Here is a 16,234-nt window from a genome sequence, read left to right on the forward strand (position 1 = left end):
GTCTATGTCCATTTTAGTTGTAGGTGGAGCCGGCTACATCGGCTCTCATACAGTCGACCGTCTGATTGAAAAAGGGTATTCGGTGGTTGTGGTCGATAATCTGGTGACCGGCCACCGTACCGCAGTTCATCCACAAGCTACTTTTTACAAGGGCGACATTCGTGATAAAAAATTCCTTGCCGGCGTTTTCGACAAGGAATCGATCGATACCGTCATCCATTTTGCCGCCTTCTCACTCGTCGGCGAATCAATGGAAAAGCCGTTGAAATACTTCGATAATAATATCGGCGGTATGATCACACTTCTGGAAGTGATGAAGCAGTTCGGCGTCAAGCGAATCGTCTTCTCCTCCACCGCGGCCACCTACGGAACACCGAAAAAAGTGCCGATTCAGGAATCGGATCCGCAAGTGCCGATCAATCCATACGGCGAAAGCAAACTGGTAATGGAAAAAATGATTCACTGGGCAGACCTCGCTTACGGCATTCATTTTGTTGCCTTGCGTTATTTTAATGTTGCCGGAGCCAAAGCGGACGGAAGCATCGGTGAGGATCATCACCCGGAAACTCATTTAATTCCCGTTGTTCTGCAGGTTGCGGTCGGCAAGCGTCCGAAACTGATCATGTTCGGCGATGATTACAATACACCGGACGGAACGAATGTCCGCGACTATGTACACGTGGTTGATCTGGCCGATGCGCATATCCTAGCCGCCGGCTATCTGAAAAATGGCGGTCAAAGCGACTGCTTCAACTTAGGCTCTGCCACCGGTTTTTCTAATAATCAGATTCTTGAGGCCGCCCGCGAAGTAACTGGCAGGGAAATTCGGGCAGAGATCGGACCGAGGCGTCCCGGTGATCCGGACACCCTGATTGCCGCGAGCGATAAGGCACGTGAAATCCTGCATTGGAAACCTCAATACGACAATATTCATGAAATCATCCGCACCGCCTGGACCTGGCACGCGAAACATCCGGACGGCTATAAGGAATAGGAGCTATTCCAATGAACTATAAAGAAGAAATGATCCATTTTGTTGACCAAGTGATTGCACAAAGTAATTATGAACGTATGGATCAGCGCTATTTACTCAATCAAATTCTTGGACTCGTCGGCGAGGGCAATGCGGACAAAACAGCCAAAGCAAGCAATGATAATCTGATTTCAATGAAAGACGACCTGATCGAACTGGCCATTCAGAATCAGCAGATTGACGATAGCCAGGGGACACGCGACGTGCTCGGTGCCCGGCTCATGGATTTCATCACACCTCCGCCGTCGGAGGTCAACCGAACGTTTTGGCAGCATTATGATGCCAAAGGGCCAGAAGTGGCTACCGACTATTTTTACCGTTTGTGCAAGGATAACGACTATATTAAAACCAAAGCGATTGCGAAAAACATTATCTTCACGTCGCCTACGACGTATGGCGATCTGGAAATCACGATTAATCTTTCCAAGCCGGAAAAAGATCCGAAACAGATTGCGTTGGCAAAAAAAATGCCGGACAGCGGTTATCCGCTTTGCCAATTGTGTATGGAAAACGAAGGTTATATCGGTCGGGTTAATTATCCGGCACGCAGCAATCACCGCATCATTCGCCTGAATTTAACTGATGAGGAATGGGGATTCCAATATTCCCCTTACGCTTATTTTAACGAACATTGCATTTTCCTTGATCACAGGCATGAGCCAATGACGATTAACCGCAAAACATTTATCCGGCTGCTCGCAATTATCGACCGCTTCCCGCATTATTTCGTGGGGAGCAATGCTGACTTGCCGATCGTGGGCGGATCGATTTTGTCTCACGAGCATTATCAGGGTGGCCGCCATGACTTCCCGATGGCCAAAGCGCCGATTGAAAAACCGGTATCTTTTCAACATTTTGAGAAAATCAAAGCCGGTATCGTTAAATGGCCGATGTCGGTCATCCGATTGACCGGAGCAGACAAAGAAAAACTGATTGATCTGTCAGAGAAAATTCTTGATAAATGGCGCCATTATTCTGATGAATCGGTCGGTGTCCGTGCGGAAACTAATGGCGAGCCGCATCATACAATTACCCCGATCGCCCGCCGGCGTGGACAGCTCTATGAATTTGATCTCGTGCTGCGCGACAATCAGACATCGGAAAAATATCCGCTCGGAATCTTTCATCCTCATCCGGATGTCCAGCATATTAAGAAAGAAAATATCGGCTTGATCGAAGTGATGGGACGGGCGATTCTGCCACCGCGGCTCAAGCCGGAACTGAAGGAAGTTGTCGCTTATGTGCTTGGAAAGGAAAATCAGATGAAGGACTACCATAAAGACTGGGCGGATCGGATCAAGCAACACCATCCGGAGCTGAATGTGGGCAATGCAGAACAGATCGTGAACCAGGAAGTCGGCAAAGTCTTCGGCCGTGTTCTTGAAGATGCCGGGGTTTATAAACGTGACGAAAAGGGGCAAACAGCCTTCATGCGATTTCTTCAGTCGATTTGAAAAAGGGGGGGTGTCTCAATATGGAAGTCTCGAAGATTGAGTTCGGTTTGTTTCACAATCAAACCATCTGGCAATACACACTGACTAACGACAACAGGATGAAACTGAAAGTGATGAACTATGGAGCGACGCTTACCAACATCGAGGCACCGGATAAGCAAGGTAATACCACCCGTGTTGTCATCGGATCCGATCATTTTCACGATTATCTGCAAGAGGACGCCTATTTCGGAGCGACGGTTGGCCGAGTAGCCGGTCGAATCACCGCAGGCAGGTTTTCGATTGACGGAACGAACTATCAGCTGCCTCTGAATGACGGCAAAAATACAAATCACGGTGGACCGGATAGTTTTGAACACCTGATCTGGGACAGCCACCCTTTCAGCAAAGCGGATCAAGTCGGTGTTCGCTTCGATCTGTTCAGTCCTAACGGAACGAATGGTTTTCCCGGAAATCTCAATATATCTGTTTTCTATAGTCTGAATCAGAAAAATGAATGGCATCTGCACTACGAGGCGACGACGGATAAGCCCACTCTGCTCAATCCGACCAATCACGTCTACTTTAACCTGGCCGGCGATCCTGACCGGACGGTCGACAGTCACCTGCTGAAGTTGGCAAGTCACCGATTTGGCGAGATAAAAAAAGACGGTACGCCGACAGGCAGGTTGATCGATGTTGCGGATACGCCGTTTGACTTCACAAAAAGTGCGGCGCTTAAGCAAGGGTTTGACTCTGATTACCCGCAAAACAAATTGGTTAACGGCTACGATCATCCTTTCTTTCTTGATAAGAGCGGGGAAGGACCCGATGCGGTACTGGAAGAACCGTTGAGCGGCAGACAAGTCTCCATGACAACGACGAACAACGCGGTCGTTGTCTACTCCGGAAATGCGCTTTCCAGCCAGATTGTCATGGACGGAAAGCCGATGAAAGCTCATCTCGGCATGACACTGGAGGCACAAATGATGCCCGACGCCATTCACCATGAAGGATTCGGCAACATCATTTTGCGTCCCGGCGTGAAATATGAAGCCGATACCGTTTATCGATTCGATTTGATTTGATCAAAGATTAGTCGTTAGTTTAACAAAACAGGTCATTTCATCTGATGGTGGAATGACCTGTTTTCTTTTAAACAAACGAAGTGGACGAATACGTTTCCTGCGATTAACCCTTCTATTGGAGTGTCTAAAGATGAAGACTATTGGCATGCAAAAATGATGTGAGTCTTTTCATTTGATCCTCATCGTGCTATGTGGTAATTTGTATATGCAAATGAAATGAGGACTGAGAAAAATGTGCGAAGAGAATCAGCTTTTGACCCGGTGTCTCTATTTTACTGCCAGCCGATTTGCCCGCAACATCACGAAATTAGCTGAAAAAACGTTTGATGACGATGATCTTGCGCCGACTTACCTGTACTTGATCATGACTGTCAGATTCCATCCGGGCATGACGCAGAAAGAACTATGCCACAGATTGTCCATTGCACCTTCGACGAGTACACGTTTTATCGATAAACTTGAAAGACGAAGACTCGTCACACGAACGGCAGGCGGAAAGGAAACCTACATCGCTCTGACGGATGAAGGAGAAAAGATCTACAAACGGTTTCGAAAGTCTCTCGAACTCCTGTTTGATCATTATTCTAAGATCTTAGGACGTGAGTTCAGCGAAGATTTAAGCAAGATGCTTCATGAAGCGAGCAATAAGCTGGAACAGAATCAATAATTTTTTTAGCCTTTCATTTGCATATACAAATATAAGTAAGGAGGATTCCGTCTTGTAGATTCGGTGATCTATATCATCGATATCGCCTGTGCCTTAATCGGATTGCCTATGTTTTTTGATGTATAAGAATCGATTGAATATGAAATTATAATTGATAAGGGAGGATCATTGAATAATGAAAATACTGGATATTGTCGTTCATCCCCACTTGGAACAGTCTATGATCAACAAAGCTTGGATGAATCGTTTACAGCAAGAACCAAACATTACCATTCACGACCTGTATGGTGCGTATCCGAACGGAATCATCGATGTGAATAAAGAGCAGCAACTTCTATTGGCGCATGACCGAATTGTTTTTCAGTTCCCTATGTACTGGTACAGCAGTCCTTCACTGCTCAAAGAATGGTTTGATGTCGTGCTGACACACGGCTGGGCCTATGGATCTGGAGGAACGAATTTACAAGGAAAAGACTTTATACTAGCTGTATCAATCGGCGGATCGGGCGTTCATTATCAGGCCGGAGGTTCAAACAAATTCACGATCAGTGAACTCCTCAGGCCCTTCCAGGCGACCGCAAACCTGATTGGCATGCGCTTCCTCCCTATTTTTAATAAACTGGGAGTTAACCTGTTCTCAAATGAAGAAGCTAAACAAAGTGCAGAAGAATTAGTTAAGTACCTTAAAGCAGAACATTGATCCGCCCTGTTCCTAAAACAGCCTGATCCCGAATCGGCTGCATCCCATTTTTCGAAAACCATTACCTGTATGTAAATGGCCTGTGCGCCGCACCGTAATAAATTCAATATCTTCGTCCCAAAAAAGCGACACAAAAGTAGATCTTTGTGCCGCTTTTTTTCAATCAGTATCTCTCTTTCACAAATCTTATTCTCTTGTACACCACACTCCAGAGCAACAACCACCGAAACCTAGATATAGTTTTTTATCACCATAAAACCGTACCATAGTTTGAAAGCATATATAAGTCATTTTGAACCGGTCATGAAGTTACTTCTGCACGATCTGAATAAGATTGCCGCATGTATCATTGAAGACAGCTATTGTGACTTCGCCCATTTCTGTCGGTTCCATCGTAAACTTCACGCCTTTTTCCATTAGTTGTTCGTACTCTTCGCGAATATCTGCAACGCCAAACATTGTTGCTGGGATACCATCGGCAAATATTTTCTTTTGATACTCCTTTGCGGCAGGATGATCATTCGGTTCAAGTAAAAGCTCGGTACCGTCTTGATCATTGGGAGAAATAAGCGTTATCCACCTAAATTCTCCGACGGGAACATCCTCCTTTTTTACAAACCCCAGCTTTTTTGAATAAAACTCCAGTGCCTTGTCTTGATTTTGTACAAATATACCGGTAACAATGATTTTCATACTGTTTACCTCCATTGATATTTGTGGCGCATAGTGCTGTGCGAACGATCTTGCTGCAAGCAAAAGCTATTGAATATTATGAAATTGACTCATGTCATTATTTTTTTCTTCTCAGAAGGCGCCCCTGATTGGACAGCCTTCTTAGCTTTCATCTTTTATTTAATTCCACAGAAGAAAGATAACATCTTCCCCGTTTATAGAATTTCAACATAGCCTTCCGTTCCATTGATCCGGATTCTCTGGCCATCTTTTATCAGTTTGGTGGCATTTTCTACCCCGACAACTGTCGGTAAGCCATATTCACGCGCGATCACAGCTCCATGGGTCATCAGTCCACCAACTTCGGTGACTAGACCTTTTATGGATATAAACAACGGTGTCCAGCTAGGGTCAGTAAAGGAGGTGACCAGTATATCTCCATATTTTAAATCAGCGTCTTCCATGTTTAAGATGACACGTGCCCGCCCCTCTATAACTCCAGAAGAGACAGGAAGTCCTGCATAAGCTTCGGCCGGGATATTTTCTCGTTTGTACTCACCTGCAATGATTTCACCATCAGAGGTGATCACACGTGGCGGAGTCAGTTTTTCGTATAACTTGTACTCGGCTTTTCGTTTCCTGATGATTTTGTTTTCCAGTTTATTTGAACGCACAACATCACGAAACTCTTCAAAAGTGAGGTAGAATATATCTTCTCTTTCATGAATAACATCCGCTTGTACGAGTTGTTCGGCTTCTTTCATTAAAGCCTGCTTATAAATGAAGTAACGATTAACGATGCCGTATTTTGGATATTCCCTATACCCACTGAAATTTCGGATTAGGTCAATCATTCGTTTTGTTTCTTTGACTTTTTGCTCACCGTCCGGTAATTGTTTCAATCGATCTAATAACTCTTGTTCTTTTTTCAAAGCAACACGCAGTCCTTGCTCAAACTTCCGACTGCCGGCATTAGGCTCAAAGTTTTTGATGTTACTGAGAATCATCGGGACAAGTGTCGTTGGTTTTTCACTCCAACGCGGTTTAGTAATATCGATTTCTCCGACACATCGCATTCCATATTTGTTGAGATAAGCATTGACAGCTTCTCGGGCTTCCCGCCCACCATCAAACTTAACCAGTTCATTCAAAAAGTTATCTTCTTTTACATGTTGTAAATAATCAATGACTTCCGGATAAGGACGAATCACATCTGCGACATCCAGTAGCGCTAGGCCCATTTCCGAAGTAATATTGTTTGGTACAGATTGAGAAAGCGTATCTGCTACGTTTCTTTCGCCTAACCACTTGTTCATTTTTTCATTAATCCATGATGAAGCATTCATAGCAGCCATAAAGACACCCGAACTTTGTGGATCAAATAAAATCTTTTTTAATTGTTGGATATCTTCCAGAATAAAATTAAATAAATCCAGCCCTGATTTCGTTTGGATGTTTTGTTTTAACTCTTCTATCGATGTTTGACTACGCTTTATCAAATCAGAAACAATTGTCGGATTATTTTTGATTGGAGCCTCAGAGCCCACAGATGACACACTTTTATTGTTTTTACCGGAACGCTGTGCTTGCTTATCATCTGGTAACGATTTTATAAAGTCTCCCCGCGCTATGATGGTCATCAGTGCGTCTTTTAAAAGTGGATCATGTTGCCCCATGGCAGCTAATAAAACTTTTCTGCTGGCCGGTGAAGCCAGTTGTTGCGTGACATCAACAAACAACCTTCCGCCAGCTCTATACATGGGTCGGGCAGTTGTTAACTGCCACAGCGACAATCCCAATGGTTTCATGGGATCGGTCATCATCTGCTGATGACCAACAGATAGATAAACGTGATTTCCCTGATCATTTGCTTCAGGGATCGGGTATAACGTCGTGATTGGCCGACTCTGGACAATATAAAAGGTATCTTCAGCTAAACACCATTCGATGTCCTGTGGGCTGCTAAAATGTTCTTCGATCTTTCTTCCCATGCGCTCAAGCTGCAAAATCTGCTCATCCGTCAGCACTTGCCTATTCTGCCGCTCGGGCTCAATCTCCTGTTCCTTCGTCCCGCCGTCTTTTAAGGCATAAATAGCGAGCTTCTTGGCGGGTATCTTCTTATCAATAACCTTACTATTACGCACTTTATAGTTATCAGCATTCACCAAACCTGAAACCAGAGCCTCACCAAGCCCGTAACTGGCATCAATGGACAACACGTTCCTATTAGACGTGACGGGATCGGCTGTAAACAAAATTCCTGATGACTGTGGGCAGACCATCTTCTGAACAACCACGGACAGATGGACTTTATGGTGGTCAAAGCCGTTTTGAAGGCGGTAGGTTACTGCCCGCTCAGTAAACAGCGATGCCCAGCACTTGCAGATGTGCTTGAGGATTGCCTTCTTTCCAATAATGTTCAAATACGTATCCTGCTGGCCGGCAAAGGAGGCCGCCGGTAAATCTTCTGCAGTTGCGCTGGATCGTACAGCATAGGCATTTTTTTCTCCAAGCCTGGAGAGAAAGCGGGTGATCTCTTCAGTAATATCTTCAGGGATGGCTTTCCCCTCGATGACCCTGCGAATCTCACCACTCAGTTCACCGATTTTATCCCGGTCTTCCACCTTTAGAAGCGATAACTGATCAAGCAATTCATTAAGCGCCGGCGTTTCCCCAATGATTTTTTTAAAGGCTTCTGTAGAAATACAAAAGCCATCTGGTACGCGTATACCTTCAATCTTGCAAAGTTCCCCCAGATTCGCACCTTTACCACCAACAGCCATGAGTTTTGTTTTGTCAATGTCCTTAAAGCCAAGCACATAGGAACTCACGTATTTCCCCCCCATTGGAAATTTTTTGAATTTAATGAGAGTACCCCCCAAACAAATCGCATTAACAAGCTATTGCATTATAGCACCGGCAAATGCAAACAAATAGTCTGCATTTGCGGTTTTTTATATGCTCCAATTAAGATGGAGGGGTTTAACTTTCAAAAAGGTAAACCTTGAAAAGGCTAACACGATGCCAACGTACATCCATTTATAATTAAATAAAATAGTTATTTAACGAGCTGAAATAGTTCAAACAATGAAGAGGCTGTCCCCAAAGTCCAGAAATCGTTCCTATACCACAATAAGCGTTAATCATCATTTATTCTCCAGTGAGTGCCGCATACTCAAGGGCTCTTCCATACAATACTTCGGTCTGTATCGGGTTGACATGAAAGAAAGAGCGTGCAGATATTGCGAAGGTAATGCCGCCAGTTTGATCATAGATCAGATTGCGGCCCCAGATCGTCTTTGTCTTGTTGCCGAACAAAGTTATCAAGCAATGCACGCACCTCATTTGTTGACTTTGTGCTCATCAATTGGTTTCTTAATTCACTTGCCCCTCGAAAACTACGGACATAAATTTTAAAAAAGCGATGAAGAGCTGTAAACGGACGTAGCTCTAATTCTTCCGCATATTGATCATGGAGATCCAGATGCAACCTTAAGAGATCAAGCAGTTCCTTACTACTATGATCTTTCGGTTCCTTTTCAAAAGCAAATGGATTTGTAAAAACACCACGCCCAATCATTAGCCCATCCACACCATATTGATCAGCGAGTTTCAAGCCGGTTTGACGGTCAGTGACATCGCCATTAATCGTCAAAAGTGTATCTGGTGCCACTTGGTCACGAAGCTTCTTAATCTCCGGGATGAGTTCCCAGTGGGCATCGACTTTGCTCATTTCCTTTCTTGTACGCAGATGAATGGTAAGATTAGCAATGTCTTGTTTCAATATGTGTGTGAGCCAGTCGTGCCATTCGTCTACATCAGTGTAACCCAGCCTTGTCTTCACACTTACAGGCAATCCCCCTGCTTTTGTTGCTTGTATTAAATCTGCTGCGACTTCGGGACGCAAGATAAGACCGCTTCCCTTCCCATGCCTTGTCACGTTAGGTACTGGACAGCCCATATTGATATCCACACCCCTAAACCCTTGCTTCGCCAAACCAATACTCATTTGCCGAAAGTATTCAGGCTTATCCCCCCATATTTGGGCTACAATAGGTTGCTCGTCCTCTGTAAAAGTCAAACGCCCACGTACACTTTGGATCCCCTCTGGGTGACAATAACTCTCCGTGTTTGTAAACTCTGTAAAAAACACGTCAGGTTTAGCTGCTTCACTCACTACATGGCGAAAAACTACATCCGTCACTTCTTCCATTGGTGCCAGTGCAAAAAAAGGTCGTGGTAAATCACGCCAAAAATTATCGATCATAGTTAAATTCAAATCCTCACATTATGGAATACCAGAACAAAATCTTTATCCCCAAAATTGTTTTCTTAACACTTATAGCATGCTTAAGCACTTTAAAGCAAACTATATAGATTTTGAATAATTTTTATACTTAACAAAACCAAATAAGAAAAGGGCGTTTGGGACCCGGAAATCGGAAATGTTTATTTTCGTTCAGAAGTTTATTTTTTAGTTAGACAATTTTCTCTCGAGTAAAACAATTACTTATACGTGGCTCGATAAGTGCACCTTGATGTCTTGAGTGTAATTTGTCATTTTTTCGTGCTCGGAAAAAAGTCGATAGTGATTTTTGTGGAATTATCCGTTCTTGGGAACATATCCACCCGTAAGTCAATATAAATGAGAATTCGCGGTTCGCGGAAATATGTCAACGACGTTTTTTCGCATACATTCTCATAAACTCATCAGCAAATTTTTTCACGAATTCTCGATCTAAGGCAGTAGCTAGCGTTTCTTCATTATAATTTGCTGTCGCCGTCCAATTGTATGAGCCATGCATAAGGCGGACGGTATTCTGAATGGCGCGGGTCGGGAACGGTGGCATACCAGCAACATCAGCACAATTCTTCGGAATGAAAAATACATCGGCGACGCCCTTCTGCAGAAAACCTACACCGTAGACTTCCTCACCAAACAGCGTGTCAAGAACAACGGCCTTGTGCCGCAGTATTACGTGGAAAACAGCCACGAAGCCATCATTCCGCGTGAAATTTTTATGCAGGTACAGGAGGAATTGGCGCGCCGTCGCATCGTCCACACCAACCCAAATGGGAAGAACCGGGTCTTCAGCAGCAGCCACTGTCTGTCGAACATCGTTTTTTGCGGCTGCTGCAGAGAGTTTTACCGCAGGATTCATTGGTCAACCGTGGCAAGAAGTCCATCGTCTGGCGGTGCATCAGCCGTCTTGAAAACACTGGGCTATTCTGCGATACCCGTACCGTGCCGGAAGGCCAGATTGAGTAAGTGCTGGTTACTGCAATCAATCAGACATGGAGTGACAAGGATACCTTCTTCGTCACTCTGCAAAAGAACATCGAAGCCGTTCTGGAATCCGAAAAAGGCCAGCCACTTATCGATGTCGACAAGCGGCTGGCAGAACTGCAGGAGGAGCTTTTGAAGCAGACCGGTGCCCGAGCCGACTATGAGGATGTCGCCGAGAAGATTTACCGCCTACGCGAGGATAGCTTCAGCTGGAAAGCGCCGGGCGAGACGAGCAGAAAAAGCGCATCGCCGACATGGGCACTTTCCTGTGAGAACAGTCTACCGCCCTGACCGAATACGACGAGCCGCTTATCCGGCGTCTGATTGAAAAAATCACCGTCTACGAGGACAAATTCACCGTAGAATTCAAGTCCGGCGTGACGGTGGATGTGGATGAATAAAGGCAAAAGTAAACAAGGTATTTACCGAATCGTTGTATCCGTAAAGTACCTTGTCCACTTTCTAAGTTTCTAATCAAGTAGAATTTTTAATCGAAATTTATATGATACCCATATTCTGAAAGCACTTATCATATGGTCTATGTCCTGTTTATGACATAGGTGGATCAGTTTTCATTGCTAGACGGCAAAGTTTGCATGAGGGCAAAGAAATGTTTAGGCTCACCGGTACTAAAATATTCATACCAAGATTCCAGTGTGTTTGATTGAAAAACACCTAAATGCTCAATAATTTGTTTCGCCCACAACAAAGCTCCGGTGGAACTTGCAGTAATAAGGTTGTTATCCGCTACAGATGGCTTGTCTATATAAAAACTTTGCCCTTTATAACCAGGAGAAACCATTTCAAGAAATCCCGGTCCATTACTGGTATGCGGACGCTTATCCAATAGCCCAAAGTTGGCAAGCGCAGCGGTAGCCCCACAGATTGCACACACCGTAGCGCCTAAAGAGAGAAATTCGCTTGCTTTTTCGATGATAGCGCCATGCTTTGGGTCGTTCCATGTATCTGCGCCCGGTAATAGCAACATGCTTGTTTCACTCACAACAATATCATCAATTAAGCAATTGGGCACTATTGTCATCCCGCCCATTGTATTGATTGGCTCTTGAGAATAACTAACCGTTTTGAGCGATACACGTTGCGCGCCCTTTTTGAAAAATCGACCAGAATTCAGCTCCGAAATAACATGCCCCAGTTCCCAGTCCGCTAAAGTATCAAGAGCGTAAACGTAGATTGTAAACATAAATTTCCTCCATTTTCATTGATAGGTAGATTGATTTGCTTGCTTTTTTATTGTACTATGCAATCGTTGACAACAGTATGGCAACAATTTAAAATGATAACAAGAAATTTTAAAGGCGGCTATCAGATGAAAGTTGACAGGCTTGTTAGCATTATTATGATACTCCTTGATAAAGAGCGTATAGGCGCACAGGAGTTAGCAGATATGTTTGAAGTTTCACCTCGCACAATCTACCGCGACATAGACACTATCAACATGGCGGGTATTCCTGTTCGCGGGGCATCGGGAGTGGGCGGCGGCTTTGAAATCATGCAGAAATACAAGATTGATAAAAAGGTTTTTTCGACTGCCGACCTTTCCGCTATCTTGATGGGGCTTTCCAGTCTTTCCAACATGATACGAGGGGACGAACTGGTAAACGCCCTTGCGAAAGTCAAGAGTTTTATCCCCGCCGACAGAGCGAAAGACATTGAATTAAAAGCAAATCAAATATATATAGATTTAAGTCCGTGGATAGGCAACAGGAACATACAACCCTATTTAGAGATTATCAAAACAGCTTTACAGGAAAGCAAGCTACTTTCGTTTGAATATGCAGACCGCTACGGAAATAAAACCACACGAACAGCCGAGCCGTATCAGCTTGTATTGAAAAGTAGTCATTGGTATTGGCAAGGGTATTGCTATAAAAGAAATGATTTTCGCTTATTCAAACTATCCCGCACATCAAACCTACAAATACAAGAAGAATTTTTTACGCCACGAGATTATCAAAAACCGCAGTTAGATTTTTCTGATATTGTGGCAACTATGCAAACAAAAATCAAAATTCGTATTCATAAATCTGTTATGGACAGGGTACTTGATTATTGCACTTATGAAAACTTTTCGCCAGACGGTGATGAGCATTACATTGTTAGTTTTCCTTTCATAGAGAACGAATACTACTACAATATTCTTTTCAGTTTTGGGGATAAATGCGAGTGTTTAGAGCCGTTACATATCCGCGCAGAAATGAAGCGTAGAATACATGATATAGCTACCATATACGAAAGTTAATACATGGAGTAAGACGAAAAAGACAAACGAGTTGCCTTGCCCTTTTTATTCCGTTCCAACTATCAAGCCTATCAATGAACGGGTAGTGTTTTTTCGCTTTACCGCCTGCACGAGGATAAGCAGAAGCTTCAGCTGGAAAGCGCCGGGCGGGATGAGCAGAAAAAGCGTATCACCGACATGGGCACCTTCCTTCGGGAGCAACCCACCGCTCTGACGGAATACGACGAGCCGCTTGTCCGCCGGTTGATTGAAAAGGTCACCGTCTACGAGGATAAATTCACCGTGGAATTTAAATCCGGCGTGACGGTGGATGTAAATGAATAGGCAGGAAAACAAACGAGGCACTCTACGAAATCACATCGTAGGGTGCCCTTTGTAATGATTATTTTTCGATAAGTTCACTCAAGTATGGTAATGCATCTGCAACCTGAATACCCATAATTGGCAGGGGCACAAGAATAGCACTTTTTATTTCTTCTACGCTTGCACCATGTTCTTTTGCTTGCTGGATATGAAATGGCAGTCCACCATACATTTTTGTCGGCACTAATACAGAAATATAGGCGAGTTCGTGAGTCTTTTTATCAAGCGCGCTTTTTTCTGACATTTTAATCCATCTTTCTATTCAGCATAATGGCTAATAAACATTTAAGCATATTTCTGCGAAGTTGATTAGCCTATTGTATAGCTTTTTTATACCAACATCCGACCTGTTCCCACGCACATATAAAATTGAGTTAGTCTTTTAAGTGGACACACCAGAATGGGATCCCATATGAGGTGTGAAGTTTATTTAGTTCAAATTCGGAAATTTCTGACATAAAGAGTTCATGTCTGCTTCGTCTACCAATAGACCTGCGGTAATTACTTTTGGTACGTATCATCACTTTTCTTGCTAGATAATCAAATTGGATGGTCGTCTGAAAGTCATCCTGTATCTGACAGTTGAGCCTTCCATGTGGTAATTTGTTGAAAGAAGACAGTTTCATGGTGTATCACCTCCTTTCTTAGCCAGTGAGAATTAAGAAAATTTCATTCTTCTTCCCCTCTTCCACACTAACTCTCACCGAGAGGATGATATTTGTTGCGGGAAATACCTCCTATCTAAAAAAATTTTTAAGAATTTAAAAAACCTGAACGGACGTAAGCACCCGTACAGGTTTTTGTATAGACATATTCCTTTGCAGTCTTACATAATTGAATATGAGTTAGACCGTCGCTATCTCAAATTGAAAATGGTTTTTTTAAAAGGTAACTTTATTTATAACCTGCATTCCCTTCTTTTTAAATTAAGGAGGTAAATATAAGTTGTTTGTTGGGAGAAATAACAATCCCATAGTAAAGCACTCTATTCCTATTAAACTCACGTAACACTAGTAAATATCATAATTATTGGACTGTTTCTTTTCTCAGTCTCCAAAAGGCCAATAAAAAACTGACGAAACAGAGACAGATAAATAACCCTGTTACAAGTAAAACGTACAACCAATCAATAGATGTTCCCAGAATCAGACTCCGAAGGCAATTTATAATATGAGTGAACGGATTGATCATGACCGCAATCTTCAAGCCGCCTGATATACTGTTCAGTGGAACTAATGCTGTACTAGTGAAGAATACAGAAAGTACAATCAGATTCATGATCGTTTCATAAATTGCTTCATTAGGCAAACACAGACTAATCGCATATGCCAAACCTGACATAAAGAATGCCGTAAGAAAAATAAGAGGTAACATCAGAAGCAATCCAGTAAATCCAGATGTCATACGTACTGATAAGAATACAGACAGAACAAGCATAATAGCTATTTCAATGAATGAAACAAGAACTGCTTCCAGCATTTGCCCCAAAACAACAGAACTTCGTTTCACAGGTGCTATGAGTATCCTGTAGAAACTTCCTTTGGATTTCATAATAAAATTGATATAACCACCACTGCTACAAACTGCAAGTGTAACAAGCACCATAATACCGGGCAGTATAAACGCAGTATAGTTACCGCCTGATATTTGCTTCATAGACTGCTCTGCAATTGCACTGTACAATACAAGCCAAATGAGAGGCTGTATTATGGTAAGCAGTATTGAAATAGGATTTTTAAAACGCCACTTTATGTTACGCCATAAAATTACCATTGTATCCATTGGGTTACCTTCCTTCCGTCCCCGTTAACTTCAAGAACACATCTTCAAGGCTGGGCTGTGCGATTTCAATTGCCTCAAAAGGAACATTGTTTTCCAAAAGCCACTTATTTACATTTTCAAAAGTCTTTCTGCCCTCTGCAGCATCGGCAAGAATTGAGTATTTACGGATATTGATGGACGGAAGTATGTGTGTTTGAGCAAGTATCTCTGCACAATCTTTCGCTTTTTTCATATCTGAAAAGCCAATACTAAGTATGTTTTGCCGGGTATATTGCTTCAAATTTTGAGGAGTTCCCTGTACCAATTCATGACCTTCTTTTATAACACAAATGGTATCACTAAGTTGATCAGCTTCTTCAAGATAATGAGTGGTCAGGAAAATCGTTGTTTTAAAATCATCCCGAAGTTTGCACATGATTTTCCACATGGATTTTCTGGATGAAATATCCATACCAACTGTTGGTTCGTCTAAAAAAAGTATTTTAGGCATCGATACCATATTCATTGCAATATCCAATCGACGCTTTACTCCACCAGAATAGGAAGCAACTGGGAATTTTACATACTGCGACAGTCCAAAAAGATCAATCAGGGTGTTGATCCTTTTTTTCGCCGTAACATTGTCCACTTTGTAGAGCCTGCTTTGAAAGATCATATTTTCCATCAGTGACAGATGCTCATCAATAGAAATACTCTGCGCAACACAAGCGATCTGTGTTCGTCCCCAAGCAGGTTCCTTGCATAAATCTTTCCCCAACATGGTTACCTTTCCAGATGTAGGCTTGTAAAATGTTGTTAGTATGTTGATAAGAGAAGATTTACCTGCCCCATTCGGACCGAGTAGAGAAAAGATCTCTCCGCTGTTTACCGTCAAACTTAACTCGTCCAAAGCTCGGACGCCGTTTTTATACTGCTTAACCAATTTATTTATTTCAATGGCTAACAT

The 16,234-nt window shown here is 43.1% G+C and carries 16 protein-coding genes and 2 pseudogenes; 8 read left to right on the forward strand and 10 right to left on the reverse strand.

Annotated elements, in window-relative coordinates:
* Positions 1-4 precede the first annotated feature (4 nt).
* The 5 genes from galE to COP04_RS17385 all read left to right on the forward strand — a co-directional run bounded on the left by galE (position 5) and on the right by COP04_RS17385 (position 4,921).
* Positions 5-994, forward strand: a complete 990-nt coding sequence (gene galE, locus COP04_RS17365; RefSeq protein WP_100489175.1) for a UDP-glucose 4-epimerase GalE — start codon at positions 5-7, stop codon at positions 992-994.
* Between the two features lie 11 nt (positions 995-1,005).
* On the forward strand, positions 1,006-2,487 hold the full coding sequence (locus tag COP04_RS17370) for a UDP-glucose--hexose-1-phosphate uridylyltransferase (RefSeq protein WP_100489176.1): 1,482 nt from the start codon (positions 1,006-1,008) through the stop codon (positions 2,485-2,487).
* Between the two features lie 20 nt (positions 2,488-2,507).
* A complete protein-coding gene (locus COP04_RS17375) occupies positions 2,508-3,554 on the forward strand; it encodes an aldose epimerase family protein (RefSeq protein WP_100489177.1) in 1,047 nt (348 codons plus the stop codon).
* 232 nt (positions 3,555-3,786) lie between these two features.
* On the forward strand, positions 3,787-4,221 hold the full coding sequence (locus COP04_RS17380) for a MarR family winged helix-turn-helix transcriptional regulator (protein ID WP_100489178.1): 435 nt from the start codon (positions 3,787-3,789) through the stop codon (positions 4,219-4,221).
* A 175-nt stretch (positions 4,222-4,396) separates the two neighbouring features.
* The gene (locus COP04_RS17385) at positions 4,397-4,921 is read left to right on the forward strand and encodes an NAD(P)H-dependent oxidoreductase (protein ID WP_100489179.1); all 525 of its coding nucleotides are present in this window, start codon (positions 4,397-4,399) and stop codon (positions 4,919-4,921) included.
* 309 nt (positions 4,922-5,230) lie between these two features.
* On the opposite strand, the gene COP04_RS17390 is transcribed toward COP04_RS17385, so the two are convergent.
* The 4 genes and pseudogenes from COP04_RS17390 to COP04_RS17405 all read right to left on the reverse strand — a co-directional run bounded on the left by COP04_RS17390 (position 5,231) and on the right by COP04_RS17405 (position 9,860).
* Complete coding sequence (locus tag COP04_RS17390; RefSeq protein ID WP_100489180.1) at positions 5,231-5,614, reverse strand: VOC family protein; 384 nt, start codon at positions 5,612-5,614, stop codon at positions 5,231-5,233.
* A gap of 194 nt (positions 5,615-5,808) precedes the next feature.
* The gene (gene ppsA, locus COP04_RS17395; RefSeq protein ID WP_100489181.1) at positions 5,809-8,424 is read right to left on the reverse strand and encodes a phosphoenolpyruvate synthase; all 2,616 of its coding nucleotides are present in this window, start codon (positions 8,422-8,424) and stop codon (positions 5,809-5,811) included.
* Positions 8,425-8,746: 322 nt separating this feature from the next.
* Positions 8,747-8,911 (reverse strand): annotated as a pseudogene (locus COP04_RS20360) (23S rRNA (uracil(1939)-C(5))-methyltransferase RlmD); the annotation flags it as partial.
* Complete coding sequence (locus tag COP04_RS17405; RefSeq protein ID WP_100489182.1) at positions 8,862-9,860, reverse strand: tRNA dihydrouridine synthase; 999 nt, start codon at positions 9,858-9,860, stop codon at positions 8,862-8,864. The pseudogene COP04_RS20360 and the gene COP04_RS17405, both read right to left, overlap by 50 nt.
* Positions 9,861-10,392: 532 nt before the next feature.
* Between COP04_RS17405 and COP04_RS20365 the strand changes: the two are divergent.
* Positions 10,393-10,584: pseudogene (locus COP04_RS20365) on the forward strand (recombinase family protein); the annotation flags it as partial.
* Between the two features lie 278 nt (positions 10,585-10,862).
* Positions 10,863-11,171, forward strand: coding sequence for a hypothetical protein (locus tag COP04_RS20370; protein WP_239985018.1), 309 nt, complete (start codon positions 10,863-10,865; stop codon positions 11,169-11,171).
* Here COP04_RS20370 and COP04_RS20375 read toward each other — a convergent pair.
* Positions 11,063-11,287 carry a hypothetical protein gene (locus COP04_RS20375; RefSeq protein WP_239984927.1) on the reverse strand — a complete coding sequence of 75 codons (225 nt, stop codon included), beginning with the start codon at positions 11,285-11,287 and terminating at the stop codon, positions 11,063-11,065. The two genes, COP04_RS20370 and COP04_RS20375, sit on opposite strands and share 109 nt — an antisense overlap.
* Positions 11,288-11,445: 158 nt before the next feature.
* Positions 11,446-12,084 (reverse strand): type 1 glutamine amidotransferase family protein, encoded by a 639-nt coding sequence (locus tag COP04_RS17415; RefSeq protein ID WP_100489183.1) that lies wholly within the window; start codon positions 12,082-12,084, stop codon positions 11,446-11,448.
* Between the two features lie 126 nt (positions 12,085-12,210).
* Here COP04_RS17415 and COP04_RS17420 point away from each other — a divergent pair, with 126 nt between their 5' ends.
* Entirely contained in the window at positions 12,211-13,143 is a 933-nt protein-coding gene (locus COP04_RS17420) for a helix-turn-helix transcriptional regulator (protein ID WP_100489184.1), read from the forward strand.
* Positions 13,144-13,188: 45 nt separating this feature from the next.
* Here COP04_RS17420 and COP04_RS19790 read toward each other — a convergent pair whose 3' ends face one another.
* The 4 genes from COP04_RS19790 to COP04_RS17445 all read right to left on the reverse strand — a co-directional run bounded on the left by COP04_RS19790 (position 13,189) and on the right by COP04_RS17445 (position 16,234).
* Positions 13,189-13,479 (reverse strand): hypothetical protein, encoded by a 291-nt coding sequence (locus tag COP04_RS19790; RefSeq protein ID WP_162297123.1) that lies wholly within the window; start codon positions 13,477-13,479, stop codon positions 13,189-13,191.
* Between the two features lie 46 nt (positions 13,480-13,525).
* Entirely contained in the window at positions 13,526-13,750 is a 225-nt protein-coding gene (locus COP04_RS17430) for a carboxymuconolactone decarboxylase family protein (RefSeq protein WP_100489186.1), read from the reverse strand.
* 782 nt (positions 13,751-14,532) lie between these two features.
* Entirely contained in the window at positions 14,533-15,288 is a 756-nt protein-coding gene (locus COP04_RS17440; RefSeq protein ID WP_100489187.1) for an ABC transporter permease, read from the reverse strand.
* Between the two features lie 4 nt (positions 15,289-15,292).
* The gene (locus tag COP04_RS17445) at positions 15,293-16,234 is read right to left on the reverse strand and encodes an ABC transporter ATP-binding protein (protein ID WP_100489188.1); all 942 of its coding nucleotides are present in this window, start codon (positions 16,232-16,234) and stop codon (positions 15,293-15,295) included.

The organism is Sporolactobacillus pectinivorans, from assembly GCF_002802965.1.
Classification (GTDB): Bacteria; Bacillota; Bacilli; order Bacillales; family Sporolactobacillaceae; genus Sporolactobacillus; species Sporolactobacillus pectinivorans.

Bases quoted from the DNA above. Each gene is read 5' to 3' on its own strand.
- galE (WP_100489175.1), top strand. From the start codon at position 5: ATGTCCATTTTAGTTGTAGGTGGAGCCGGCTACATCGGCTCTCATACA.
- COP04_RS17370 (WP_100489176.1), top strand. From the start codon at position 1,006: ATGAACTATAAAGAAGAAATGATCCATTTTGTTGACCAAGTGATTGCA.
- COP04_RS17375 (WP_100489177.1), top strand. From the start codon at position 2,508: ATGGAAGTCTCGAAGATTGAGTTCGGTTTGTTTCACAATCAAACCATC.
- COP04_RS17380 (WP_100489178.1), top strand. From the start codon at position 3,787: ATGTGCGAAGAGAATCAGCTTTTGACCCGGTGTCTCTATTTTACTGCC.
- COP04_RS17385 (WP_100489179.1), top strand. From the start codon at position 4,397: ATGAAAATACTGGATATTGTCGTTCATCCCCACTTGGAACAGTCTATG.
- COP04_RS17390 (WP_100489180.1), bottom strand. From the start codon at position 5,614: ATGAAAATCATTGTTACCGGTATATTTGTACAAAATCAAGACAAGGCA.
- COP04_RS17405 (WP_100489182.1), bottom strand. From the start codon at position 9,860: ATGATCGATAATTTTTGGCGTGATTTACCACGACCTTTTTTTGCACTG.
- COP04_RS17415 (WP_100489183.1), bottom strand. From the start codon at position 12,084: ATGTTTACAATCTACGTTTACGCTCTTGATACTTTAGCGGACTGGGAA.
- COP04_RS17420 (WP_100489184.1), top strand. From the start codon at position 12,211: ATGAAAGTTGACAGGCTTGTTAGCATTATTATGATACTCCTTGATAAA.
- COP04_RS17430 (WP_100489186.1), bottom strand. From the start codon at position 13,750: ATGTCAGAAAAAAGCGCGCTTGATAAAAAGACTCACGAACTCGCCTAT.
- COP04_RS17440 (WP_100489187.1), bottom strand. From the start codon at position 15,288: ATGGATACAATGGTAATTTTATGGCGTAACATAAAGTGGCGTTTTAAA.
- COP04_RS17445 (WP_100489188.1), bottom strand. From the start codon at position 16,234: ATGTTAGCCATTGAAATAAATAAATTGGTTAAGCAGTATAAAAACGGC.